Raw genomic sequence first — 25376 nt, 5'->3', positions numbered from 1 at the left:
CGGACCACACCGACGGCCCGGCCCCGCCCGCACACCCAAGGAGCCCCCTTGATCGTCGTCACCGGAGCCACCGGAAACGTCGGCAGCGCCCTCGTCACCCAGCTCACCGCCGCCGACACCCCCGTACGCGCCCTCGTCCGCGACCCGCACCGCGCCCACCTGCCCGCCACCGCCGACATCACCCGCCTCACCGTCAGCGCCGAACCCACCGACATGACCGCCCAGTTCGACGGCGCCGACGCCCTCTTCCTGCACGCCTCCGTCACCGGCGAACACACCACCGCGTTCCTCGCCGCCGCCCGCGCCGCAGGCGTCCGGCACGTCACCGTGCTCTCCAGCATCGCCGTCGAGGACGACCCCGCCCACGACACGTTCATCCACACCTGGCACCGCGCCCTCGAACAGGACGTCCGCGACAGCGGCCTCGACTGGACCTTCCTGCGCCCCGGCGCCTTCGCCACCAACACCCTCCAGTGGGCCTGGCAGATCCACGAGGGCGACACCGTACGCGGCCCCTACGCCAAGAGCGTCCTCTCACCCATCCACGAGGCCGACATCGCCGCCGTCGCCCGCCACAGCCTCCTGGAACGCCACCACGGCACCGCCCACGTCCTCACCGGCCCCGAAGCCATCACCACCGAGGACCAGATCGCCGCCATCGCCCACGCCATCGGCCGCCCCCTCACCTACACCGAGATACCGCCCCACGACGTCGTCCCCAAGATGTTCCCCCTCATCCCCGCGGACATGGTCCCCGGCTTCGTCGCCTCCCTCGCCGACACCATCGACACGGCACCGACCCTGACGACAACGGTGGAAGCGGTCACCGGCACCCCGGCCCGCACGTACGCCCAGTGGGCACACGACCACGCGGACGACTTCCGTACGACGAACTGAGGCCCGCACCAGGGAGACCCGGCTCCGGGGAGGGGCGGGCCTTGCCAGGGGAGGCGCCCGGCAAGGCCCGCCCCCAGGGCGTGTCCGACGGGTCGGACACGCCCTAGCACCCCGCCCCCGTGCAGACACGATTTCCCCGCACAGCCGTACCCCTTTCGGGTTCCGAAACCCCCACCCCACAACACGCCCCACCCCCACCCACCAGGCTGGTGCCCCCGTCCGCCCACCGGAGGTCACCGCCATGCGCACCCCGCCGCCCCTCGCCGGAGGCGCCCAAGGCCCCGACGCCCTACAGCCGTTGCTCACCACCGCCCTGGACGCCCTGCGCGAGGGCGCCGCGGCCCGCGGCGGCCCCCTCCCGCCCGGCGGCCCCACCACCGTCGCCGCCCGCCTCCACGAAGCCGCCACCCCCCTCCTGCCCCACCACGGCACCGGCGCCCGCACCGCCCTGCGCACCCTCGTCCACGCCACCGCCCAAGGCGCCGCCGACCCCGCCGAACCCCTCTGCGCGGCCCACCTCCACTGCCCGCCGCTCGCCCTCGCCGCAGCCGCCGACCTCGCCGCCTCCGCGCTCAACCCCTCCCTCGACTCCTGGGACCAGGCCCCCGCCGCCTCCGCCCTCGAAGCCCTCCTCACCACCACCCTCGCCACCGAGGTCCACGGCCGCGGCGACGCCCTCATCACCACCGGCGGCACCGAGTCCAACCAACTCGCCCTGCTCCTCGCCCGCGAACGCGCCACCGCCCACGGCCGCACCCCCCGCATCCTCACCGGCGCCAACGCCCACCACTCCCTGCACCGCGCCGCCTGGCTCCTCGGCCTGCCCACCCCCGTCACCCTGCCCACACCCACCGGCACCCTCGACCCCGCCACCCTCGCCACCGCCCTCGCCGCACACACCGCCGACGACACCGACCTCCTCGTCACCGCCACCGCGGGCACCACCGACGCGGGCCTCATCGACCCCCTCACCGACATCGCCGACCTCTGCGCCACCCACGGCGCCCGCCTCCACGTCGACGCCGCCTACGGCGGCGGACTCCTCTTCAGCGACACCCACCGCGCCAAACTCCACGGCCTCGACCGCGCCGACAGCGTCACCCTCGACCTGCACAAACTCGGCTGGCAACCCGCCGCGGCCGGAATCCTCACCGTCCGCGACGCCACCGACACCCACACCCTCACCCACCGCGCCGACTACCTCAACGCGGACGACGACACCGAAGCAGGCCTGCCCGACCTCCTCGGCCGCTCCCTGCGCACCACCCGCCGCCCCGACGCACTCAAGATCGCCGTCACCCTCAAAGCACTCGGCCGCACCGGCCTCGGCGCCCTCGTCGACCACGTCTGCGACCAGGCCCACCACCTCGCCGACGCCATCACCGCCCACCCCCACTTCGACCTCTACGCCACCCCCACCATCAGCACCGTCCTCTTCCGGCCCACCCACGCCGACGACGACCACATCGCCCACATCCGCCGAAAACTCCTCACCGAAGGCACCGCCGTCCTCGGCCGCGCCCAACTCGAAGGACGCCGCTGGCTCAAAGCCACCCTCCTCAACCCGCACACCACCCCCGACGACCTCACCACCCTCCTCAAGCTCGTGGAAGGAACCAGCCCCCGATGACCGCCACCCGCCCACCAGGCACCCCCGACCGGCCCACCCAGGCACCCACCACCCCCGACAACCCCCGCGACCTGGTCGGCATCGGCATCGGCCCGTTCAACCTCTCCCTCGCCGCCCTCGCCCACCCCCTCGACCTCGACACCGCCTTCTACGAACAACGGCCCGCCTTCCACTGGCACCCCGGCCTCCTCATCGACGGCGCAACCCTCCAAGTCCCCTTCCTCGCCGACCTGGTCACCCTCGCCGACCCCGCCAACCCCTGGTCCTTCCTCAACTACCTCAAGACCCGCGAACGCCTCTACCCCTTCTACTTCGCCGAGCGCTTCCACATCCAGCGCGCCGAATACGACGCCTACTGCCGCTGGGTCAGCGACAACCTCCCCCGACTCCACTACGGCCACCAGATCGACGCCGTCCGCTGGAACCCCGAACACGACCTCTTCGACGTCGACTTCACCCAACTCGACGCCGACGGCGAAGCCGAAGCCCTCGGCCGCACCCACGCCAGGAACATCGTCCTCGGCATCGGCACCGCCCCCCACATCCCCGAACCCCTCAAACCCCTCGCCGAGGCCCCCACCGTCCCCGTCATCCACGCCGCCGACTACCTCCTGCACCGCGACCGCTTCCTCACCGCCGACCACATCACCGTCATCGGCTCCGGACAATCCGGCGCCGAAGTCTTCCTCGACCTCCTCCGCCACCGCCCCCCGGGCGCCGAAAAACTCCACTGGCTCGCCCGCACCCCCGCCTTCGCCCCCATGGAGTACTCCAAGCTCGGCCTCGAACACTTCACCCCCGACTACACCCGCTACTTCCACGCCCTGCCCGAAACCGTCCGCGACCAGCTCGTCCCCGGCCAGTGGCAACTCCACAAAGGCATCGACACCGACACCATCGCCGCCATCCACGACGAGCTCTACCAGCGCACCCTCCACGGCGGCTGGCCCGACGCCGTCCTCACCCCCGGCGTCAACGTCCGCACCGCGGGACGCGTCGCCACCACCCGCGTCGAACTCCACCTCGAACACCTCGAACAAGGCACCCGCTCCCGCCTCACCACCGACGCCGTCATCCTCGCCACCGGCTACCGCGAACGCCCCCTCGGCCGCCTCCTCGCCGGACTCGACCCCTACCTGCGCCGCGACTCATCCGAACGACCCCGCATCGACGAACACCACCGCCTCGTCCTCGACCCCTCCATCACCGGCGCCATCTACGTACAGAACGCCGAACGCCACACCCACGGCGTCGGCGCCCCCGACCTCGGCCTCGCCGCCTGGCGCAGCGCCGGCATCCTCAACACCCTCACCGGCAAAGAGCCCTACCCCCAACCCCAGCGCACCGCCTTCACCCACTTCGGACTCACCAAGCCGGAACACCGCGCCACCCCCCGCCCCGGCGGAGAACAGCGCGGCACCCTCGTCCACCTGAAGAACTGACCCCCCCCGGGCCCCTCAGACCTCAGACCCCAGACCTCAGAACCCAGACCTCAACCACCCGCCACCTCCGCCAACGCACCCACCGGCGCCACCACCCGCCCCGACCGCGGACACGCCCACACCGCCACACTCCCGACCACCCGCGCACCCAACGGATGCCCCAGCGGATGGTCGGGACACTCCGGCCACGTCGCCGGCAACAACCGCGCCGCCAACGCCTCCACCGCCCAGTCCTTCACCTGCTCCGCCAACTCCACCACCTGCTCCGCCGGACCCACACCCACGGGCACCGAAACCCCCACCCCCGAACCATCCGGCTCATACAGCATCACCAACGGATCCCCGTCGAAATCCACCTCCTCACGCACCACCGGCTGCACCACACACGTCGCCGACAGATCACGCCGCACCACCGCGAGCGCGGCAGCCAGATCCCCATTCATCGCACCAGCCCCCACCCTCAGAACACCGGAGTCCCCGCACGCGTCAACCGCCAGTCCACCCGCGCGAACTCCGCCGGATCCACCACACCCTTCGCCTTCACCCACGAGATGATCGTGTTACGGATCTCATCCGAATTCACCCACACCTGCTTGGCCTTCGCCACATGCGGGAAATTCCCGCCACCACTCGCCCGATAATTGTTCACCGCCAACACGAACTCAGCCGCCGGATCCACCTCCTTGCCCTCGAACCGCAACCCCACGATCCGCGACCCCACCGGCTGCGCGATGTCCACGTCGTACGACACCCCGTACAACGCGTCATAGTTGTAATCCGGCACACCCTCCGCATTCGTCAACTTCGCCGGATCCACCGGCACACCCGGCGCCGTCCGCACGTAATACCGCGCCGAGAACTCCAGATAGTCCTTCAACTGCGCACCCGTCAGCACACGCGCCTCCAGCGTGTTCTCGAACGGATACAGACCCGCCGCATCCCGGATCGTCACCTCACCCGCCGGAATCTTCGCCGTACGCGAGAAACACGAAGCCTGCGACAACACCGGCAACTTCGCGTACGCCCCGCCCGCAAGAGCCGCCCTCACCGTCTCCGCCTGCACATGACTGATCAAATCAATGATCGGCACATCCTTGTACGGACCCTCAGCCGTACTCATCGCCGCCTTCGACGTACCGATCACCTGATTCACATACGCCACGACCTTCTCGTGCTCATCCCCGAGCAGCCGCACGATCCGCCCGTCCTCCGCCACCTCATTGGAGTTCAGGACCTTCGCCCCCACCCTCTCCACCCGCCAACGACCCTTCGACCACACCACATCGAAGTCGAACAACGTCAACCGCTGCCCCCACTTCAACGGCTCCGACAACACGACCTTCTTGCCCGTCGCCTTGTTCTCGACCACATACTCCGGAATCTCCGTATGCGCGTGCCCCACCAGAATCGCATCGATCCCCGGCACCTGCTGCGCCACCAACGCCGCCGCGTTCTCCACATACGGCAACTGATCCCCGTACGACGACGTACCGCTCGACCCCGAATGCGCCGACACGATCACCACGTCCGCCCCCATCGACCTCAGCCTCGGCACCCACTTCGCCGCCTGCTCCTCAAGGCCCGGAAACGTCATCTTGCCCTGCACATGCGCCTTGTCCCAGATCGCGATCCCCGGATTCGTCAACCCCAGAACCGCCACCCGCACATCCCGCCCGTGCGGCGTACGCAACCGATGCATGCTGTACGGCGGAAACGCCGGCCGCTGCGACTTCGCATCCAGCGCGTTCGCCCCGAGCAGCGGGAAATCACACTGCTCCTGGAACTTCCGCAACACCGGAATCCCATAATTGAACTCATGGTTCCCGAGCGCCGCCGCGTCATACCCGATCGCGTTCATCGCCCGAGCCATCGGATGCACCGGACCCCGCGCAGCGGTGATCGGATCGACCTTCGCGTAGTAGTACGACAACTGCGTACCCTGAATCGTGTCGCCCGCATCGATGAGCAGCGTATTGCGCCGACCCTTCTCCTCGCGGACCCGCGACACCAACGTGGAAATCTTCGCCAGCCCCACATCGTTGTGGTCCTTGTCGTCGAACTCCCGGTCCGTGAAGTAGTCCCAGTTGAAGACGTTCCCGTGCAGGTCCGTCGTGCCCATCACGGTGAACGAGTACCGCCTCGGGCGCTTGCCCGGCGCCGTCCCGGGCGCCGCGACGGCCGACGGGGCCACCGCGCCGCCCGCCAGCGCCACCCCCGCACCCGTGGCAGCGGAACGACCCAGGAACCCCCTGCGGTTCAACGGCATCTCGAACTCCTCCAGTACGTACAACACGAACGAACAGCGGTAACGCGCGTAGATTCTGACCTGTCCACGTCGCCCCGCGACAGACCCGCCGGGTTTCGATCCGGTGACTGTCCCGCGTCCGGCCGCGATGCGACAGTGACCCCATGACCACCGACGAAACCGCACCCACCAGCCCCTACGGCACCCCCCACGCCCCACGCGTAGCCGTCCGCGGTGAAGCCCACCTCGAAGTCGACCCCGAAATCGCCCGCATCGGCATCACCGTCAGCGCCCGCGGCACCGACCGCCGCGACGCCCTGAACGACCTCACCCGCCGCAACAACGACGTCATCACCCTCGTCAAGACCTACGGCGAAGCCGTCGAACGCATCGAGACCGGCGCCTTCTCCATCACCCCCGAACTCACCAAACGCGGCAAAGGCGAACGCGTCCGCACCTACCACGGCCGCGTCCACATCAGCGCCGAACTCACCGACTTCACCGCACTCGGCGAACTCACCACCCGCATCGCCGACCTCGACCTCACCCACGTCGACGGCCCCTACTGGTCCCTGCGCCCCACCTCACCCGCCCACCGCACCGCACGCCAACACGCCGTCAAAGAAGCAGTCCAACGCGCCCGCGAATACGCCGAAGCCCTCGGCACCACCCTCGACGCCCTCATCGAACTCGCCGACATCGGCGCCGACAACACCCCCTCATACGGCTACCCCGCACCCCCCGGAATGGCCCGCGCCGCCTTCGCCGGCGGCCCCGAAGCCGCCCCCGCACTCGACCTCGAACCCCAACGCCAGTCCGTCTACGCCCAAGTCAACGCACGCTTCACCATGAACCCACCGCAACTGTGAGCCCACCGACCCACCCCATCGACCCTTGAACATGCTCATCAGAGCACGCGCCCGCACACTTCAACAGTTGTCAAGAGCCTTTCATCCAACGGTTGTTGAGTAGTCACGCCCAACCAATCCGCTACCCGCCAGTAAGGCCTACTGTCGAAGACATGCGCCGAGCGAAAATCGTTTGCACCCTGGGACCCGCCACCGACACCTACGACCAGATCAAGACCCTGGTCGAAGCCGGAATGGACGTGGCACGCTTCAACCTCAGCCACGGCACCTACGCCGACCACGAGGACCGCTACCGGCGCGTGCGCAAGGCCGCCGACGAGACCGGCCGCAGCGTCGGCATCCTCGCCGACCTTCAAGGCCCGAAGATCCGCCTCGGCCGCTTCACCGAAGGCCCCGTACTCCTCGAACGCGGCGACGAGTTCACCATCACCGTCGAACCCGACGTCCAAGGCGACCGCCACATCTGCGGCACCACCTACACCGGCCTCGCCGACGACGTCACCACCGGCGAACGCATCCTCGTCGACGACGGCAAAGTCACCCTCGAAGTCACCGCCGTCAACGGCCCCCGCGTCACCACCACCGTCATCGAAGGCGGCATGGTCTCCGACCACAAGGGACTCAACCTCCCCGGCGTCGCCGTCTCCGTCCCCGCCCTCTCCGACAAGGACGAAGCCGACCTCCGCTGGGCCCTGAACACCGGCTTCGACGTCATCGCCCTCTCCTTCGTCCGCAGCGGCCGCGACATCGACGACGTCCACCGCATCATGGACGAGGAGAACCGCCGCCTCCCCGTCATCGCCAAGGTCGAAAAGCCCCAGGCCGTCGACAACATCGACGACATCGTCGCCGCCTTCGACGGCATCATGGTCGCCCGCGGCGACCTCGGCGTCGAAATGCCCCTGGAACAAGTCCCCATCGTCCAGAAGCGCGCCGTCAAACTCGCCAAGCGCAACGCCAAACCCGTCATCGTCGCCACCCAGATGCTCGACTCGATGATCGACAACTCCCGGCCCACCCGCGCCGAAGCCTCCGACGTCGCCAACGCCGTCATCGACGGCACCGACGCCGTCATGCTCTCCGGCGAGACCAGCGTCGGCAAATACCCCATCGAGACCGTCCGCACCATGGCCCGCATCGTCGAAGCCGCCGAGGAAGACATCCTGGCCAAGGGCCTCCCGCCCCTCACCGAACGCAACAAGCCCCGCACCCAGGGCGGCGCCGTCGCCCGCGCCGCCGCCGAAATGGGCGACTTCCTCGGCGCCAAGTTCCTCGTCGCCTTCACCCAGTCCGGCGACACCGTCAAGCGCCTCTCCCGCTACCGCTCCCCGATCCCCCTCCTCGCCTTCACCCCCGACCCGGCCACCCGCTCCCAGCTCAACCTCACCTGGGGCGTGGAGACCTTCCTCGGCCCGCACGTCGACTCCACCGACGCGATGGTCGCCCAGGTCGACGAGCACCTCCTCAAGATCGGCCGCTGCCGGCCGGGCGACACCGTCATCATCACCGCGGGCTCCCCGCCCGGAGTCTCCGGCTCCACCAACCTGGTCCGCGTCCACCACATCGGCGAGGCCTCCCGCTGAACCGGGGCACTCAGTGCTTCGGCCCCACGTACACGTCCATCAGCGCCACGGAGGCCTTGCGGGCGATGGATATGTTGAACGGGTCGCTGCCCCGAGCCAGGCTCGTCCACCCGACTCCCACCTTGTCGAGGGTCTCGGTGAAGAGCCTCCGGATGTCGTCGGACTTGTTGGTGAAGAAGTACCGGGGGTACTCGTAGCGCTTCCGCTCACCCGCGACGATCCGGGTGGTCCAGTTCGTGACCCGACACCCGTCGGAGTGGATGAGCCCCCGGATGAACTCCCAGGGATACGAGTCGACGATGTCCTGTTGCCAGGATTCGAGCGCGATGGTTCGTTCGTGTTTTCTGCCGGGGCCGTGCTGCGGGAACATGCACCACAGGTGGTTCGAGTACACCTTCACGTTGCTGCAGCCGGTCCTGCGAACGCGGCAGACGGAGTTGTCCGGAAAGACGGCGCGCATCGCCTGCTCGCACAGGTCCATGAGCCCGACCCACGATTCGGTACAGGTGATCATGAGGCTGGGTACCCGGTGCCCGGAGTACTGGATAATGTGCCCGTCGCCGAGGTAGAGGCCGAGTAGATACGCATACGCCGGTTCATCGAGAGCCACGCCGTCGCAGTGCGGGCATTTCGGCTCGTGTTTTCCGGGGCACTCTCCCCGTTTGGAGCGATCCATGTGCCACCAATAGCCGATGGTGCCGACCGGCACTTTCAGCTGACGTGCGACGTCGGCGTTCCTTGCTCCCCCGCGTAAGAGCGTCAGCGCCTTCTGTCGCACCTCTGTGCTGTGGAAGTTCATGCGGCTACTCTGCGCGACTGATCGTCTCCGTGCGCAGCAAAAAGCGGAGGTTCACGAGAACGTGATCCTCCGCTGCAAGATGTGCCGGGTACGGGATTCGAACCCGTATGTCCTTTCGGACAGATGTGTTTGAGACATCCGCGTAAGCCTATTCCGCCAACCCGGCCAGGGCGCTGCGCGCTCCCGGGAAGCATACCGGTTCACCTCGGGGCGCCGCAGCTAGGTACCCTGACGAGGCAGCGCACCTGCCAGGAACGAGGAGCCCCCGTGACCCCGCCCGAGTCGCCCAAGGCCGTAGACGCGTCCGACGACAAGTCGCACGTCCCGCCCCTGACGACCCGTGTCGTCATCGCCGAGGACGAGGCGCTGATCCGTCTCGACCTCAAGGAGATGCTGGAGGAGGAGGGCTACACGGTCGTCGGCGAGGCCGGTGACGGCGAGACCGCGATCGAGCTGGCCCGGGAGCACAAGCCGGACCTGGTGATCCTGGACGTGAAGATGCCCGTCCTGGACGGGATCTCCGCCGCGGAGAAGATCGCGGAGGAGTCGATCGCCCCGGTGCTGATGCTGACGGCGTTCTCGCAGCGCGACCTGGTCGAGCGCGCCCGGGACGCGGGCGCCATGGCGTACCTGGTGAAGCCGTTCAGCAAGAGTGACGTCGTACCGGCGATCGAGATGGCGGTGTCGCGGTTCACGGAGCTGAAGACGCTGGAGAAGGAGGTCGAGGACCTCACGCAGCGCCTGGAGACGCGGAAGCTGGTGGACCGGGCGAAGTCGATCCTGCAGACGGAGTACGGCCTGACGGAGCCGGCGGCGTTCCGGTGGATCCAGAAGACGTCGATGGACCGTCGGCTGTCGATGCAGCAGGTGGCGGAGGCGGTCATCGAGGACGCCGAGGAGAAGAAGGCGGCGAAGGGCTGAGAGCGGCCCGATAGGGGCGCGGGGAACTGCGCGCCCGGCCCCCACCGGCGGGAAGCCGGATGAGAAGCGCAGCGAGGGCGGTCACCCCACACCGGGGTGGCCGCCCTCGCTGCGTAGGGCCCAGGGGCCAGGCTCAGTCCTCGCCGAGGTAGGCCTTGCGTACGGATTCGTCGTGGAGGAGGTCCTGCCCTGTGCCGGAGAGGGCGATGCGGCCGACTTCCATGACGTGTCCGTGGTCGGCGAGGGAGAGCGCGGCTTGGGCGTTCTGCTCGACGAGCAGGATGGTGGTGCCCTGGGATTTGAGTTCGCTGATGGTCTGCATGATCTTCTGCATCATGATCGGGGAGAGGCCCATGGAGGGTTCGTCGAGCATGAGCAGTTTGGGGCGTGACATGAGGGCGCGGCCCATGGCGAGCATTTGCTGTTCGCCGCCGGAGAGGGTGCCGGCGGCTTGTTTGCGGCGTTCGCCGAGGATGGGGAAGAGTTCGTAGGCGCGTTGGATGTCTTTGTCGATTCCTTCTTTGTCGTCGCGGAGGTAGGCGCCGAGGAGGAGGTTTTCGACGATGGTGAGGCGGGGGAAGATGTGGCGGCCTTCGGGGGAGTGGGCGAGTCCGAGGGCGACGATCTTGTGGGCGGGGATGCCGTGGAGGGGCTTCCCGTCGAAGCTGATCTTTCCGGCGGAGGGTTTGAGGAGGCCGGAGAGGGTGCGGAGGGTGGTGGTCTTGCCGGCGCCGTTGGTGCCGATGAGGGTGACGACCTGTCCGGCTTCGACGGTGAAGGAGATGCCTTTGACGGCTTCGATCTTGCCGTAGGCGACCCTGAGGTCTTCGACCTCGAGTAGTGCGGTCACTTGGCTGTTCCTTCCGGGCCGGTGGCGCGGGGGGCGCTGTCTTCCTCGTCGTGGGGTGTGTCCGGCGGGGTGTCGCTGAGGGGGGTGGCGGCTTCCTGGTGGGCTTCGGCCGCTTCCACTTCGGCGACTTCGGCGGCGCCGGGTGCGCCTTCGAAGGGGGTGCCGAGGTAGGCGGCGATGACGCGTTCGTCGGCCTGGACGGTTTCGGAGCTGCCTTCGACGAGTTTTTCGCCCTGGACGAGGACGGCGACGCGGTCGCAGAGGTTGAAGATGAACCGCATGTCGTGCTCGATGACGAGGATGGCGATGCCTTGGTCGCGGATGGCGAAGACGAGTTCTTCGGCGGCGCGGGTCTCCTGGGGGTTCATGCCCGCGGTGGGTTCGTCGAGGAGGAGCAGTCCCGGTTCGCTGGCGAGGGCGCGTGCGATCTCCAGTTTCCGCTGTTCGCCGTAGGGGAGGTTTCTGGAGAGGTGGTCGGCTTTGTGGGCGAGGCCGACGAATTCCAGGAGTTCCATGGCGCGGGCGTGTGAGGCTGCTTCGGCCCTTTTGAAGCCGGGGCCGCGGAGCAGCGCTGACCAGAGGCCTTCCTTCGTCCTGGTGTGGCGTCCGACGAGGACGTTTTCGAGGACGGTCATGTTGGCGAAGAGCCGGATGTTCTGGAAGGTGCGGGCGATGCCTGCGTCGGTGACGAGGTGGGGTTTGGCGGGCAGGACGGTGCCTTTGTAGGCGACGGTGCCTTCGGTGGGGACGTAGAGGCCGGTGAGGCAGTTGAAGAAGGTGGTTTTTCCGGCGCCGTTGGGTCCGATGAGGCCGACGATTTCGCCGCTGTTGACGGTGAGGTCGACGGAGCGTACGGCGGTGAGGCCGCCGAAGCGCATGGTGACGCCGCTGGCTTGCAGGACGGTGGTCGTGGTGGTGGTCGTCATGGTGGTCACGCCCCCGCCTTGCTGACGCCGACGGTGCCTTCGGGGAGTTTCTGCTGGTCGGGTACGTCGAGTTGGTCGGTCTCGTGGTATTCGAGCTGGGCGCGCTTGTTGGCGACGAGGCCTTCGGGCCGGAAGCGCATGAGCAGGATGAGGGCGAGGCCGAAGAGGAGGAGTTGGTAGTCCTCGAGGAATTGGAGTTTGGCGGGGATGAGGTAGAGCAGGGCGGCGCCGATGAGGGGTCCGCTGATGGTGCCCATGCCGCCGAGGATGACGGCGGCGAGGAGGAAGGCGGAGTTCGGCGGCACGGTGTTGGCGAAGAGGTATTGCTCGGGGGTGATGCTGTAGGAGACGTGGGCTTGGACGGTGCCGGCGAATCCGGCGAGGGTGGCGCCGAGGGCGAAGGCGATGAGTTTGACGCGGAAGCCGTTGATGCCCATGGCGGTGGCGGCGGTTTCGTCTTCGCGGATGGCGACCCAGGCGCGGCCGATGCGGGATTCGCCGCTGCGGCGGAAGACGAGGACGACGATGGCGGTGAAGAAGAGCATCAGCAGGTAGTAGTTGGCGGGCCTGCTGAGGGTGAAGCCGAGGACGTCGTGTTCCGTGCCGAGGTTCCAGCCGAGGAGTTCGAGGTCGGGGATGTTGGGGATGCCTTGGGCGCCGTTGGTGAGGTCGGGTCCTGCGCTTCCGTTGAGGTTGTTCATGGTGATGCGGAAGATTTCGCCGAAGCCGAGGGTGACGATGGCGAGGTAGTCGCCGCGGAGTCGCAGGGTGGGGGCGCCGATGATGACGCCGAAGACGAGGGAGGCGGCGGCGCCGGTGAGGACGGCGGCCCAGAAGGGGAAGTGGACGTCGAAGGTGGAGGCGGGGGAGCCGGAGACGAGGGCCGCGGTGTAGGCGCCGACGCCGAGGAAGGCGACGTATCCGAGGTCGAGGAGTCCGGCGAGGCCGACGACGACGTTCAGGCCGAGGGCGACGGTGGCGAAGATGAGGATGTTGACGCCGATGAGGGCGTAGCTGGCGTCGCTCTGGGTGAAGGGGAAGAGGGCGGCGGCGACGATGGCCGCGGTGAAGGTGACGTTGCGGTGTTTGGCGGTGAGGGTGTTGAGGCGGGGGATGAGTCCGGCGCGGTGGAGTGCGGTGGCGCCGAATCCGGCGGTGATGAGGAAGCCGATGAAGAGTTCGGTGTACGCGTCGATGCCGTAGGCGAAGACGTAGAGGCCGATGCCGAAGGAGGCGGCGATGATGAGGATTTCGACGGCGTCGGGGAGTTGTTTGGCGCGTGGGGGCGGGGGTGCTTTGAAGCTGTGGCGGAGGCGTTGCCAGGGGTTGGTGGTTTCGGTGTCGGGGGTGTCGGAGGGCAGGCCGAGGGCGCCGATGGCGGCGATGAGGGCGCCGATGCCGGAGACCCAGGCGCCGGGTTCGAGGTTGACGATGCCGCCGAGGTGGTCGGAGATGGCGCCCATGGTGTAGCCGGTGGAGCCGAGGACGCCGAGGGTGAGGAGGAGGACGGGGCTGTTGGTGCCGCCGGGGAGGAGCCAGCCGAGTCCGGGTGGGCGGTATCCGGCGATGGTGAAGACGAGGGTGAGGGCGGCGCCGGTGAGGGTGATGAGTTGGAGGCCGCCGGGGTAGCCGGTGACGGTGAGGTCGCCGGGGAAGTCGGTGGTCCAGGTCCAGGCGAGGAAGGTGCCGATGAGGGCGGTGGTGGCGCCGATGAGGACGAGGACGCGGGCGATGTTTTCGGGGAGGGGCAGGGTGGAGACGGGGGTGCCGGTGGTGGTTTTGGCGAGCCGCGGGGTGTCCGGGGTGCTGGGGGTTTTCGTTGTCATGGGTATCACGCCCGATCCGCGACGCGTTCGCCTAGGAGCCCTTGGGGCCTGAGGAGGAGGACGAGGATGAGGAGGGCGAAGGCCCATACGTCCTTCCATGCGCCGCCGCCGAACTGTTCCATGCCGGGTACGTCGCCCATGTAGCCGGTGGCGAGGGCTTCGGCGACGCCGAGGACGATGCCGCCGAGCATGGCGCCGTAGATGTTGCCGATGCCGCCGAGTACGGCTGCGGTGAAGGCTTTGAGGCCCATGATGAAGCCCATTTTGAAGCCGACTTGGCCGTTGTGGAGGCCGTATCCGACGGCGGCGATGGCGGCGAACGCGGCGCCGATGGCGAAGGCCATGACGATGATGCGGTCGGTGTTGATGCCCATGAGCTTGGCGGTGTCGGGGTCTTGTGCGGTGGCCTGCATGCCGCGGCCCGAGCGGGTTTTGTTGACGTACCAGCCGAGGATGAGCATGCAGGCGGGGGCGGCGATGATGAGGAAGAAGTCGCCGCGTTGGATGTCGGCGCCGAAGACGTGGACGGGGTCGCCGCTGAATTGCGGGAAGGAGCGGTCCTTCTTGGCTTCGGGGTACCACTTCCATACGGCTTGCTGGAGCAGGATGGACAGGCCGATGGCGGTGATGAGGGGGGCGAGTCGTGGTGCTCCGCGCAGGGGGCGGTAGGCGAAGCGTTCGGCTGCGGTGCCGACGGCGACGGAGCATATGATGCCGCCGATGATCATGAGGGGGATCGCGGCGAGCAGCGAGAACCCGTCGGGGAGCCACAGGGAGACGGTGAGGGCGCCGAAGCCCCCGACCATGAAGATCTCGCCGTGGGCGAAGTTGATGAGCTGGACGATTCCGTAGACCATCGTGTAGCCGATCGCGATGAGACCGTACATCGCGCCGAGGATGAGTCCATTGGCCAGCTGTTGCGGCAGTTCGTTCACCGCAGGGCCTCCGTTGGATGGTTCGGATATGGCACCGCGCGGGAGCGCTGGTTAGCGCGTCCCGCGCGGTCTTGAGTCAATGGGGGTGGGGTCCGTTTAACGGGGCTTGTAGGCCTCGCTGAACTTGGATTCCCACTTGTTGCCCTTGTTGACCTGGTAGGCGGTCATCATGGTGTTCGTGGTGTCGCCGTACTGGTCGAAGGAGACATCGCCGGTGACGCCCTGGAACTTGACCTTGCTCATCGCTTCGAGGACCTTGACGCGGCCGTCGGAGGGGAGTTTGCCGTTGTTGCCTTCGACGGCGAGCTTTACGGCTTCGATGATCGACCAGGTGGCGTCGTAGGTGCCGCCGCCGTAGGTCTCCATGTTTTCTTTGTAGTTCTTGTTGTATTCCTCGATGAACTTCTTGGCGGAGGGCAGTTCTTCGACGGGCTTGCCGACGGAGGTGCCGAGGTCGCCGATGGCCTTCTTGTTGAGCTTGGGGAATTCTTCGCTCTTCATGCCGTCGCCGCCCATGAGCGGGATCTTGGCGCCGGATTCCTTGAGCTGCTGGCTGAGGGGGGCGGCTGCGGGGTATTCGCCGCCGTAGTAGACGGCTTCGGCGCCCTTGCCCTTGACCTGGGAGACGACGGACTTGAAGTCGCGGTCCTCGGGGTTGACGTGGTCCTGGCCGACGATCTTGCCGCCGAGGTCGGTGAAGGTGTCCTTGAAGGAGGCGGCGAGTCCGGCGCCGTAGGTCTTCTGGTCGTCGATCAGGTAGACCTTCTTGATCTTCGCCTTCTGGAACAGGTACTGGGCGGCGAACTGGCCCTGGACCTGGTCGGTGGTGGCGGTGCGGAAGAAGGTCTTGAACTGGCGCTTCTTGTCGCCCTTCTTCCAGCCGTCGCCCTGGGTCAGCTCGGTGCCGGTGTTGGCGGGCGAGATCTGGGTGAGGTTGGCGTCGTTGAAGGGCTTCTGCATCGACTGGGAGACGTTGGAGTTCAGCGGGCCGACGACGCCGAGGACGTCGCTGTCGCTGATGAACTTCTGGGCGTTCTGGCCGCCGACGGAGGGCTGGGCCTGGTCGTCGAGGGGCTGGAGCTTGAACTCGACCCCTTCGACGGTGTTCTCCTTGTTGGCGGTCTTGACCGCCAGTTCGGCGGAGTTGCGCATGCCGATGCCGAGGGCGGAGAGGTCACCGGTGAGGGGGGCGTCGAAGCCGATGACGACGGTCTTCTTGTCTCCGGAGCTGTTGTCGTCGCCCTTGTCCTTGTCGCGCGACCCGCAGGCGGTGAGGGTGAGTGCCCCGGTGGTCAACACCGTGGTGAGGATGAGCGCGGAACGGTTTCGCACGAGTGGTCCTTTCCCCAGGCGCGGCCCTCTGCTGAGGTGCCGTGAAGATCGCCGGGCCGTACTGGTGGTGGTACAGGGCCGTGCAATTCAGTTCGCGCCCGGCGGCGCGGTGACTGGCCGTGACTCTAAGGGCGCATTTGATCCTGGAGGAGTGGTCGGACCTAGGCTGTGACGCTCTTGTTATGCCACGGAGTATTCCGCGCTGGAACGCAGGGGGTGGTTGTGGCGGAATCTGCACGCTTCGGCGTATCCGGCGCGGGGAGAGAAGGCAGGACTGTTTCCCTGTTTCACTCATGACGCCGGTGTTCGGGGCAGGTGGCACCGGAATGATCTTTCGCGCGGGCGGCGGCGCTATTCGATCTTGATTTCTTGATCGCGTCCGGATTACGGAGTGTTACGCCAACAAAAGGGAGGCGGGCATTCCGTGGCATGTTTCCGCGTTCGCGAATGTGGCGGGTCAGGAGTGTTTTAGCGGAGCACTCCTGTTTTTCCGGTGAAGGGGGCGCCGGCCGCGGACCGTGCGCGACGCCCGCGTGAGCCGCCGCGCGAGCGGGTGTCTGCGGCCGTCGTCCGGTTGCTTGTTGCTCCTTGCTTCGCCGCTTCGCAACGAACCCCGCCCACCTGCCCCCAAATCCGGGGCGGGTGGGCGGGGTTGGGCAACCCTCGGTGACGGAGGAGCGGGTCAGGCCGTGGGCTCGGGCGCGGGGGCGTCGCGCAGGAGGCAGGTGAGGCGGGCGGTGCACACCCGCTTGCCGCTCTCCTCGCTCACCACGACCTCGTACGTGGTCGTGGACCGTCCCCGGTGCACGGGCGTGGCCACGCCCGTGACGAGCCCGGACCGCACGCCCCGGTGGTGCGTGCAGTTCAGGTCGACGCCCACGGCGATCTTCCGGCTGCCGCCGTGCAGCATCGCGCCGATGGACCCGAGCGTCTCCGCGAGCACCGCGGACGCGCCGCCGTGCAGCAGCCCGTACGGCTGTGTGTTGCCCTCCACGGGCATCGTGCCGACCACGCGCTCGGCGGAGGCCTCCAGGATCTGCACGCCCATGCGGTTGCCGAGGTTCCCGGCGGAGAACAGGGCGCGCAGGTCGACGCCGAGTCCGGCGTACTCGTCGATGACCTCTTGCGGGAACTTCGTTGGCTGCTGCTCGCCCATGGGGCCGGGCTCCGTTCGTCGTCGACGTCTGAAGGACAGCTGTGGCTGAGCGAACGCTCAGTCGGTGGTCGATTGTTCCAGGCGTACGACGACGGACTTGCTGGCGGGGGTGTTGCTGGTGTCGGCCGTGGCGTCCAGCGGTACGAGGACGTTGGTCTCCGGGTAGTACGCCGCCGCGCAGCCCCGGGCCGTGGGGTAGTGGACGACGCGGAAGCCGGGCGCGCGCCGCTCGACGCCGTCCTGCCACTCGCTGACGAGGTCCACGTAAGCGCCGTCGGCGACGCCGAGCGCCCGCGCGTCGGCGGCGTTGACGAGGACGACGCGGCGGCCGTTCTTGATGCCGCGGTAGCGGTCGTCGAGGCCGTAGATCGTGGTGTTGTACTGGTCGTGGGAGCGCAGTGTCTGGAGCAGCAGGCGGCCCTCGGGCAGCGCCGGGTACTCGACGGGTGCGGCGGTGAAGTTGGCCTTGCCGGTGGTGGTGGGGAAGCGGCGTTCGTCGCGCGGGGCGTGCGGCAGGGTGAAGCCGCCGGGGCGGGCCACGCGCGCGTTGAAGTCCTCGAAGCCGGGGATCACGCGCGCGATGCGGTCGCGGACGGTGGCGTAGTCCTTCTCGAACTCTTCCCAGGGGGTTGCCGACGCGGCGCCGAGGACGCGGCGTGCCAGGCGGCACACGATGGCGGGCTCGGACAGGAGGTCCCGGCTCGCGGGCTTGAGGCGGCCGTGGGAGGCGTGGACCATGCCCATGGAGTCCTCGACGGTCACGAACTGCTCGCCGCCGGCCTGGAGGTCGCGCTCGGTGCGGCCGAGCGTGGGCAGGATGAGGGCGCGGGCGCCGGTCACCACGTGCGAGCGGTTCAGCTTCGTGGAGACGTGCACGGTGAGGCGGGCGCGCCGCATGGCGGCTTCGGTGACGTCGGTGTCGGGGGAGGCGGAGACGAAGTTGCCGCCCATGGCGAAGAACACCTTCGCCTCGCCGTCGCGCAGGGCGCGGATGGCGCGGACGACGTCGAGGCCGTGGTGGCGCGGCGGCGCGAAGCCGAACTCCTTCTCCAGGGCGTCGAGGAAGGCGGGCGCGGGGCGCTCGAAGATGCCCATCGTGCGGTCGCCCTGCACGTTCGAGTGGCCGCGGACGGGGCAGACGCCCGCGCCGGGGCGGCCGATGTTGCCGCGCAGGAGGAGGAAGTTGACGACCTCGCGGATGGTGGGCACGGCGTGCTTGTGCTGGGTCAGGCCCATCGCCCAGCACACGACGGTCCGCTCGGAGGCGAGGACCATGCGCAGGGCGCGCTCGATGTCGTCGCGCTCCAGGCCGGTGGCGGTGAGCGTCTCGTCCCAGTCGGCGGCGCGCGCGGCGGCGGCGAAGTCCTCGTAGCCGTGGGTGTGTTCGCGGACGAAGTCCTCGTCGACGGCGCCTTCGGTCTCCAGGACGAGCTTGTTGAGGAGGCGGAAGAGGGCCTGGTCGCCGCCGAGGCGGATCTGCAGGAACAGGTCGGTGAGGGCGGTGCCCTGGAGCATGCCCTGGGCGGTCTGGGGGTTCTTGAAGCGCTCCAGGCCCGCTTCGGGCAGCGGGTTCACCGTGATGATCTTCGCGCCGCCGCGCTTGGCCTTCTCCAGGGCGGAGAGCATGCGCGGGTGGTTGGTGCCCGGGTTCTGCCCGGCGACGATGATCAGGTCCGCCTTGTAGAGGTCTTCCAGGAGGACGCTGCCCTTGCCGACGCCGAGGGTCTCGGTGAGGGCGGAACCGGACGACTCGTGGCACATGTTCGAACAGTCGGGGAGGTTGTTCGTGCCGAGTTCGCGGGCGAAGAGCTGGTAGAGGAACGCCGCCTCGTTGCTGGTGCGGCCCGAGGTGTAGAAGACGGCCTCGTCGGGGGAGGCGAGCGCGGTGAGTTCCTCGGCGATGATGCCGAAGGCGCGCTCCCACGGCACGGCTTCGTAGTGGTCGGCGCCGTCCGCCAGGTACATGGGGTGGGTGAGGCGGCCCTGCTGGCCGAGCCAGTACCCGCTGCGGGTGGCGAGGTCGGACACGGGGTGCGCGGCGAAGAACTCGGGGGTGACGCGGCGCAGTGTGGCTTCCTCGGCGACCGCCTTCGCGCCGTTCTCGCAGAACTCGGCCTTGTGCCGGTGGTCGGGCTCGGGCCAGGCGCAGCCGGGGCAGTCGAAGCCGTCCTTCTGGTTGACGCGAAGGAGGGTCAGCGCGGTGCGCCGCACGCCCATCTGCTGCTGTGCGATGCGCAGCGTGTGGCCGATGGCGGGCAGTCCGGCGGCGGCGTGCTGCGCGTCCGAGACCTGCGGGGCGTCCTGGACCGGGTCACCTTTGGGCGGCTTGGTCGCCATGGCCTGCTCCTCTTCGAGCGCATGTGCGTGCGGTGTGCCTCTGATCCTCCCACGCGCCACTGACGGCGCCAGTGAGCGGGGGCGACCTGGGGAGGTGCCCGACGGGCGGCCCCGCGCCCGACACCGGGGCGGCCGGCGGCCCGGGCGGGGCCGAGTGTCAGTGGGGCGTGGCAGGATCGGGGGCGTGGCAGAGAAAGCATCGAAGAAGACCGAGAAGACGACCGCCGGCGATCGGCCGCGCCTGCTCCTGATGGACGGGCACTCCCTGGCCTACCGGGCGTTCTTCGCGCTGCCCGTGGAGAACTTCACGACGGCGACGGGCCAGCCGACGAACGCGATCTACGGCTTCGCGTCGATGCTGGCGAACACCCTGCGTGACGAGGCGCCCACGCACTTCGCGGTCGCGTTCGACGTGTCGCGCAAGACGTGGCGCTCGCAGGAGTTCGCGGAGTACAAGGCGAACCGCTCGAAGACCCCGGACGAGTTCAAGGGCCAGGTCGAGCTGATCGGCGAGCTCCTTGACGCGATGAGCGCGGTGCGGTTCGCGGTGGACGGCTTCGAGGCGGACGACGTCATCGCGACGCTCGCCACGCAGGCCGAGGCGGCGGGCTTCGAGGTCCTCATCGTCACGGGCGACCGGGACTCCTTCCAGTTGATCACCGACCACGTGACGGTGCTGTATCCGACGAAGGGCGTCTCGGAGCTGACCCGCTTCACCCCGGAGAAGGTTCAGGAGAAGTACGGCCTCACCCCGAGCCAGTACCCGGACTTCGCGGCGCTGCGCGGCGACCCCTCGGACAACCTCCCGGGGATCCCCGGCGTCGGCGAGAAGACGGCCGCGAAGTGGATCAATCAGTTCGGTTCCTTCGCGGAGCTCGTGGAGCGCGCCGAGGAGGTCAAGGGCAAGGCGGGGCAGAATTTCCGCGACCACCTGGACGCCGTGAAGCTGAACCGCCGCCTCACGGAGATGGTGCGCGACGTCGAGCTGTCCAAGACGGTCGCCGAGCTGGAGCGCGCTCCGTATGACCGCAAGGCGGTCGCGCTGGTCCTGGACACCCTGGAGATCCGCAATCCGTCGCTGCGGGAGCGTCTGCTCGCGGTGGACCCGGGCGCGGAGGAGGCCGAGCCGGCCCCCGTCGTGGAGGGCGTGGAGCTCGACGGGTCGGTGCTCGGCACGGGCGAGGTGGCGCCGTGGCTGGCCGAGCACGGCAAGGCGGTCCTCGGTCTGGCGACGGTCGACTCCTGGTCGCTCGGCACGGGTTCGGTCACCGAGGTGGCGCTGGCCGCGGCCGGCGGGGCGGCCGCCTGGTTCGACCCGGCGCAGCTGGACGAGGCCGACGAGAAGGCGTTCGCGTCCTGGCTGGCCGACGGCGGGAAGCCGAAGGTGGTGAACAACGCGAAGGGGGTGATGCGCGTCTTCGCCGAGCACGGCTGGAGCGTCGAGGGCGTCACCATGGACACCGCGCTCGCCGCGTATCTGGTGAAGCCCGGCCGCCGCTCCTTCGATCTGGACGCGCTGTCCCTGGAGTATCTGGGTCGTGAGCTGGTGCCCGCCGCCGAGTCCGACGGTCAGCTCGCCTTCGGCACGGAGGACGACGAGCAGGCCGAGGCCGAGACCCTGATGGTGCGGGCCCGCACGATCCTGGATCTGGGCACGGCGTTCGGCGAGAAGCTGCCGGAGGTCGGGGCGGCCGGGCTGCTGACCGACGTGGAGCTGCCGACGTCCGCGCTGCTCGCCCGTCTGGAGCGGCACGGCATCGCGGCGGACCGCGCGCATCTGGAGTCGATGGAGCAGCAGTTCGCGGGCGCCGTGCAGCAGGCGGTGAAGGAAGCGCACGCGGCGGCGGGCCACGAGTTCAACCTGGGCTCGCCCAAGCAGCTCCAGGAGGTCCTCTTCGGCGAGCTGGGCCTGCCCAAGACCAAGAAGACGAAGACCGGGTACACCACGGACGCCGACGCCCTCGCCTGGCTCGCCGCCCAGACGGACAACGAACTGCCGGTCGTCATGCTCCGCCACCGCGAGCAGGCGAAGCTGCGCGTCACCGTCGAGGGCCTGGTCAAGACGATCGCCGCGGACGGCCGCATCCACACGACGTACAACCAGACGGTGGCCGCCACCGGCCGGCTCTCGTCGACGGACCCGAATCTGCAGAACATCCCGGTGCGCACGGACGAGGGCCGGGCGATCCGCCGCGGCTTCGTCGTGGGCGAGGGCTTCGAGTCCCTGATGACGGCGGACTACAGCCAGATCGAACTGCGCGTGATGGCGCACCTGTCGGAGGACGAGGGCCTCATCGAGGCGTTCACCTCCGGCGAGGACCTGCACACCACGGTCGCCTCGCAGGTCTTCGGCGTGGACGGCAAGGACGTCGACGCGGAGATGCGCCGCAAGATCAAGGCGATGTCGTACGGCCTGGCGTACGGCCTGTCGGCGTTCGGCCTGTCCCAGCAGCTGAACATCGAGGCGGGGGAGGCCCGCGCCCTGATGGACACGTACTTCGAGCGGTTCGGCGGGGTGCGCGACTATCTGCGCCGCGTCGTCGACGACGCCCGCGCCACGGGGTATACGGAGACGATGCTGGGCCGCCGCCGCTATCTGCCGGACCTCAACAGCGACAACCGGCAGCGCCGTGAGATGGCCGAGCGGATGGCGTTGAACGCGCCGATCCAGGGCACCGCGGCGGACATCGTCAAGGTCGCGATGCTGAACGTGGACCGGGCGCTGACGCAGGCGGAGCTCACCTCGCGGATGCTGCTCCAGGTCCACGACGAAATCGTCCTGGAGATCGCGCCGGGCGAGCGGGAGGCCGTCGAGGAGCTGGTGCGCCGCGAGATGGCAGGCGCGGTGTCGCTGCGAGCGCCGCTCGACGTGTCGGTGGGTGTGGGCCCCGACTGGGAGTCCGCCGCGCACTAGCCTCCGGCTCGGCCGGGGTGGTGGCCCGGGCCCCCTCACCCGCGCGGGGGCGGGCCGCCCCCGCGTGCCGGGTGGCCGTTCGCCACCCTGCGGGGCTCGCGACTCGGACGGGTCCGCTCCGCGCGGCGGCGGGCGGAGGTGCCCTCAAAATGCGGGACGGGCCCGGTTCTCCGCGTCGCGTGGGCCCGGTTCCGCATGCTGGCCGGGACCGCTCCCCAGGCTCGTCGGACCCGGTTCTGCGTGCCGGGCGGACGCGCCTTCGCGTCGGGCGGGACTGTTCCCCGCCGAGGGCGGACGCGCCCCAAGCCGTCGGCCGGGTCGAGTTCTGCGTGTCGGGGGGGCGACCTCCGCTCCGGGCGGGCCCGTTCCGTGCGTCGGGCGCGACGGCTCTCCGCGTTGGGCGGACCCGCCCCCAAGCTGTCGGGCGGGTCCGGTTCTCCCCGTCGAGCGGGACGAGTCTCCGCTCCGGGCGGACGCGCCCCCCAGGACGTCGGGCCGGGTACGGTTCTTCGCGGCGGGCGGGACCGGTCTTCACTTCGGGCGGGCCGTCCCCGGCCGCGGGAGGGCGTGGGGCTTTCGGTACGGGAAGTGAACGGTCGCGGGCCGGTGGGAGAACCGGCACAGGGTCGTGACTGGCCAATCAGACAAAATCGGACGCGAACAGGTGTCTCGGCTCCGAGAGTTGTCGTAGTGTCGCCTGAGCCGTCCCCCGAGGGCGCGCGCGTGGGCGCCGGGGCGGCACGAGCAGGTCGTCAAGGGGAGGGATTCACGGACATGGCGCCGGTATTCGGCAAGCGGCTGCGCAAGGCGACGGTGACCACCGCGGTCGCCGCCGCGGCGGTGGCGGCCCTGGCCGCCTCGCAGGCCCCGGGCGTGGCGACGACGACGGACCAGCCGCGTGACGAGTGGGCCGCCGACACCGCGCCGCCGCCGGACGGCGACTCCGCGACCGGCAACTCGCCGTACTACACGGACCTGCCGCCCCTCGAAAGCCCGGTGCCGCCCAGCGGCAAGCCCGGCGGCGGGGCCAAGGGCGACGCGGAGGCGGGCCTGCCGGCCACGGTCCTGGACGCGTACAAGAAGGCCGAGACGGCCGTGCGCACGGCGAAGCCGGGCTGCAACCTCCCCTGGCAGCTGCTCGCCGCGATCGGCAAGGTCGAGTCGGGCCAGGCCCGCGGCGGCCGCGTCGACGACGACGGCACCACGCTCACGCCGATCCTCGGCCCGGTCCTCGACGGCAACGGCTTCGCGAAGATCACGGACACCGACGGCGGCGCCTTCGACGGCGACACCACCCACGACCGTGCCGTGGGCCCCATGCAGTTCATCCCCTCGACCTGGGCGTCCTCCGGCAAGGACGGCAACGGCGACGGCAAGAAGGACCCGAACAACATCTACGACGCCGCGCTCGCCGCCGCGCACTACCTGTGCGGGAACGGCCGCGACCTCGCCGTCAAGGCCGACCTGAACGCCGCGATCCTCAGCTACAACCAGTCCACGGAGTATCTGAACACGGTCCTGTCGTGGCTGGAGTACTACCGCAAGGGCACCCACGAGATCCCCGACGGCACCGGTCAGCTGCCGGGCGACCGCAGCGACAACCGGCCGCAGCGCCCCGGCCCGTCCACGCCGCCCTCCACGCTGCCCGACACGTCGACCCCGGTGGAGCGCGAGGGCAAGTACACCCCGCCGGCGCGGGGCGGCTCCGAGAAGCCCGGCGACGGCGGCTCGCAGAAGCCGGGGCCGCAGAAGCCGAAGCCGCCCAAGCCGCCCAAGCCGCCGAAGCCGTCCCCGCAGGACCAGGTCGCCGGCCTGGAGAACGCGGGCCCGAAGAAGCTCACCGCGACCGCGGGCGACGCCTTCGAGCGGCGCGCGGTGGTGCGCGCCGAGGACCGTTCCGGCCGCGGCGTGCCCAAGGCGAAGATCCGGTTCACGATCAGCGGCAAGACGGACACGCGCTTCGAGGGCGGTGTCCGCAGCGTCACCGTCACCACGAACGCCGAGGGCAAGGCCGTCTCGCCGACCCTGAAGGCGGGCGAGACGACGGGCGAGTTCACCGTCCGCGCCCTGGTGGTGAGCCGCTACCTCGACCAGGTCAACGTGGGCGGCGAGGTCACCGCCCGCCAGGCCGACGCGGTCGTGCGCACCAGCGACAAGCCGCTGACCTGCGTGGCCGGGCAGGCCTTCGCCGAGCGGGTCGAGGTCGAGGCGACGTACAAGGACAAGCCCGCGGCCGGCGTCGCGGCCACCGCCACGATGGTCAAGTCGAAGGACGGCCCGCTCGCCAACGACAAGGGCCCCTACTTCAAGGACGCCGCCGGAAAGCCGGTCCGCACCCTGAAGGGCCTGAAGACGGACGCCGACGGCAAGCTGCTGCTTCCGAAGATGTACGCCGACGACGCGGCGGGCACGTATCTGCTGCGCATCGTCACCGAGGGCGGCGGCACGCTCCTCGTCGAGCTGAAGGTGACGGCGCCCGCCACCGATGAGCCCTCTGAGTCGCCGTCGTCCACCCCGTCCGGCTCCGCGTCGCCGTCGACCTCCGCGTCGCCGAGCGCCTGACCGAACCGCCCCCGGCACACCGCCGAGTCCGCCCCCGCGCCCCTCACGGCGCGGGGGCGGTCCGCGTTTCCGGGCGGTCCGTCCGCAGCCCCGGTCCGCGCGACCTGTTCTCATCTCACCCGCGCGTTGCTACGGTGCCCCCGCTCTGACGA

The 25376-nt window shown here is 69.3% G+C and carries 18 protein-coding genes and 1 tRNA gene; 8 read left to right on the top strand and 11 right to left on the bottom strand.

Annotation, left to right across the window (positions count from 1 at the left end):
- Positions 1-48: 48 nt before the first annotated feature.
- The 3 genes from CP982_RS11795 (at position 49) to CP982_RS11785 (ending at position 3969) form a co-directional block, all read left to right on the top strand.
- Positions 49-897, top strand: coding sequence for an SDR family oxidoreductase (locus tag CP982_RS11795; protein WP_150510476.1), 849 nt, complete (start codon positions 49-51; stop codon positions 895-897).
- Positions 898-1138: 241 nt separating this feature from the next.
- The gene (locus tag CP982_RS11790; RefSeq protein ID WP_150510475.1) at positions 1139-2527 is read left to right on the top strand and encodes a pyridoxal phosphate-dependent decarboxylase family protein; all 1389 of its coding nucleotides are present in this window, start codon (positions 1139-1141) and stop codon (positions 2525-2527) included.
- Positions 2524-3969 (top strand): lysine N(6)-hydroxylase/L-ornithine N(5)-oxygenase family protein, encoded by a 1446-nt coding sequence (locus CP982_RS11785; protein WP_150510474.1) that lies wholly within the window; start codon positions 2524-2526, stop codon positions 3967-3969. Before CP982_RS11790 ends, CP982_RS11785 begins: the two co-directional genes overlap by 4 nt.
- A gap of 50 nt (positions 3970-4019) precedes the next feature.
- Here CP982_RS11785 and CP982_RS11780 read toward each other — a convergent pair whose 3' ends face one another.
- Positions 4020-4412, bottom strand: coding sequence for a hypothetical protein (locus CP982_RS11780; protein WP_150510473.1), 393 nt, complete (start codon positions 4410-4412; stop codon positions 4020-4022).
- A gap of 17 nt (positions 4413-4429) precedes the next feature.
- Positions 4430-6235 carry a bifunctional metallophosphatase/5'-nucleotidase gene (locus tag CP982_RS11775; protein WP_150510472.1) on the bottom strand — a complete coding sequence of 602 codons (1806 nt, stop codon included), beginning with the start codon at positions 6233-6235 and terminating at the stop codon, positions 4430-4432.
- A 143-nt stretch (positions 6236-6378) separates the two neighbouring features.
- Here CP982_RS11775 and CP982_RS11770 point away from each other — a divergent pair, with 143 nt between their 5' ends.
- Together CP982_RS11770 and pyk are read left to right on the top strand one after the other, a co-directional pair.
- Positions 6379-7083, top strand: a complete 705-nt coding sequence (locus tag CP982_RS11770) for an SIMPL domain-containing protein (RefSeq protein WP_150510471.1) — start codon at positions 6379-6381, stop codon at positions 7081-7083.
- A gap of 152 nt (positions 7084-7235) precedes the next feature.
- Complete coding sequence (gene pyk, locus CP982_RS11765) at positions 7236-8666, top strand: pyruvate kinase (protein WP_150510470.1); 1431 nt, start codon at positions 7236-7238, stop codon at positions 8664-8666.
- A gap of 10 nt (positions 8667-8676) precedes the next feature.
- Here the strand turns inward: pyk and CP982_RS11760 are convergent, their stop codons facing one another.
- Both CP982_RS11760 and CP982_RS11755 read right to left on the bottom strand, forming a co-directional pair.
- Positions 8677-9465, bottom strand: coding sequence for a helix-turn-helix domain-containing protein (locus CP982_RS11760; RefSeq protein WP_150510469.1), 789 nt, complete (start codon positions 9463-9465; stop codon positions 8677-8679).
- 82 nt (positions 9466-9547) lie between these two features.
- Positions 9548-9631: transfer RNA gene (locus CP982_RS11755), tRNA-Leu, on the bottom strand.
- A gap of 101 nt (positions 9632-9732) precedes the next feature.
- Here CP982_RS11755 and CP982_RS11750 point away from each other — a divergent pair.
- Positions 9733-10386 (top strand): ANTAR domain-containing response regulator, encoded by a 654-nt coding sequence (locus CP982_RS11750; protein WP_150510468.1) that lies wholly within the window; start codon positions 9733-9735, stop codon positions 10384-10386.
- Between the two features lie 133 nt (positions 10387-10519).
- Here the strand turns inward: CP982_RS11750 and CP982_RS11745 are convergent, their stop codons facing one another.
- The 7 genes from CP982_RS11745 to CP982_RS11715 all read right to left on the bottom strand — a co-directional run bounded on the left by CP982_RS11745 (position 10520) and on the right by CP982_RS11715 (position 19748).
- On the bottom strand, positions 10520-11236 hold the full coding sequence (locus CP982_RS11745; RefSeq protein ID WP_150510467.1) for an ABC transporter ATP-binding protein: 717 nt from the start codon (positions 11234-11236) through the stop codon (positions 10520-10522).
- The gene (locus tag CP982_RS11740; protein ID WP_150510466.1) at positions 11233-12171 is read right to left on the bottom strand and encodes an ABC transporter ATP-binding protein; all 939 of its coding nucleotides are present in this window, start codon (positions 12169-12171) and stop codon (positions 11233-11235) included. Before CP982_RS11740 ends, CP982_RS11745 begins: the two co-directional genes overlap by 4 nt.
- A complete protein-coding gene (locus CP982_RS11735) occupies positions 12168-13988 on the bottom strand; it encodes a branched-chain amino acid ABC transporter permease (RefSeq protein ID WP_184924949.1) in 1821 nt (606 codons plus the stop codon). Before CP982_RS11735 ends, CP982_RS11740 begins: the two co-directional genes overlap by 4 nt.
- Before the next feature lie 5 nt (positions 13989-13993).
- Positions 13994-14923: a branched-chain amino acid ABC transporter permease gene (locus tag CP982_RS11730; RefSeq protein WP_150510465.1), complete on the bottom strand. Its 930-nt coding sequence runs from the start codon at positions 14921-14923 to the stop codon at positions 13994-13996.
- Positions 14924-15019: 96 nt separating this feature from the next.
- Positions 15020-16255, bottom strand: coding sequence for a branched-chain amino acid ABC transporter substrate-binding protein (locus tag CP982_RS11725; protein ID WP_150510464.1), 1236 nt, complete (start codon positions 16253-16255; stop codon positions 15020-15022).
- A 682-nt stretch (positions 16256-16937) separates the two neighbouring features.
- Positions 16938-17411 carry a PaaI family thioesterase gene (locus CP982_RS11720; protein WP_144002873.1) on the bottom strand — a complete coding sequence of 158 codons (474 nt, stop codon included), beginning with the start codon at positions 17409-17411 and terminating at the stop codon, positions 16938-16940.
- Positions 17412-17468: 57 nt separating this feature from the next.
- Positions 17469-19748, bottom strand: coding sequence for an FdhF/YdeP family oxidoreductase (locus CP982_RS11715; RefSeq protein ID WP_150510463.1), 2280 nt, complete (start codon positions 19746-19748; stop codon positions 17469-17471).
- 184 nt (positions 19749-19932) lie between these two features.
- On the opposite strand from CP982_RS11715, the gene polA reads away from it, so the two are divergent.
- Both polA and CP982_RS11705 read left to right on the top strand, forming a co-directional pair.
- The gene (gene polA, locus CP982_RS11710; RefSeq protein ID WP_150510462.1) at positions 19933-22662 is read left to right on the top strand and encodes a DNA polymerase I; all 2730 of its coding nucleotides are present in this window, start codon (positions 19933-19935) and stop codon (positions 22660-22662) included.
- Positions 22663-23436: 774 nt separating this feature from the next.
- A complete protein-coding gene (locus CP982_RS11705) occupies positions 23437-25224 on the top strand; it encodes a lytic murein transglycosylase (RefSeq protein ID WP_150510461.1) in 1788 nt (595 codons plus the stop codon).
- Positions 25225-25376: the final 152 nt, after the last annotated feature.

It is taken from the genome of Streptomyces spectabilis, from assembly GCF_008704795.1.
Lineage (GTDB): Bacteria > Actinomycetota > Actinomycetes > Streptomycetales > Streptomycetaceae > Streptomyces > Streptomyces spectabilis.
Note: the sequence above shows the minus strand (reverse complement) of the source record. Positions and strands in the feature narration are given on the sequence as shown.